Here is a 327-nt window from a genome sequence, read left to right as displayed (position 1 = left end):
CTGGCGCCGCATCAGGTCAAGCCGTTCAACACCGGCAACAAGACCGATGCCAACGACGCATTGGCCATCGCCGTGGCTGGCACCCAGGCCAAGATTCGCCCGGTGGCGATCAAAAGCTTCGAGCAACAGGATATTCAAGCGCTGCACCGAGTGCGCGAGCAGGTCAAGAAACAGCGCACCGAAGTCATCAACCAGGCCCGCGGCCTGCTGGCCGAGTATGGCCAGGTGCTGCCCGTGGGTGTTGCCGGTTTCCGCCGCGGCGTGCCGGAACTGCTGGGAGATGCCGACAACGGCCTGACCGATCGCCTGCGCGCGCTGGTGGCCGAT

General features: G+C 65.1%; 1 protein-coding gene. It reads left to right on the top strand.

The features are described 5' to 3' along the window. Positions 1 to 327 (top strand): IS110 family transposase (locus T5B8_RS19975; RefSeq protein ID WP_353181012.1); only part of this gene is annotated, 327 nt, incomplete at both ends.

It is taken from the genome of Salinisphaera sp. T5B8 (genome assembly GCF_040361255.1).
Lineage (GTDB): Bacteria > Pseudomonadota > Gammaproteobacteria > Nevskiales > Salinisphaeraceae > Salinisphaera.
This window is presented reverse-complemented; position numbering and strand designations above follow the sequence as displayed.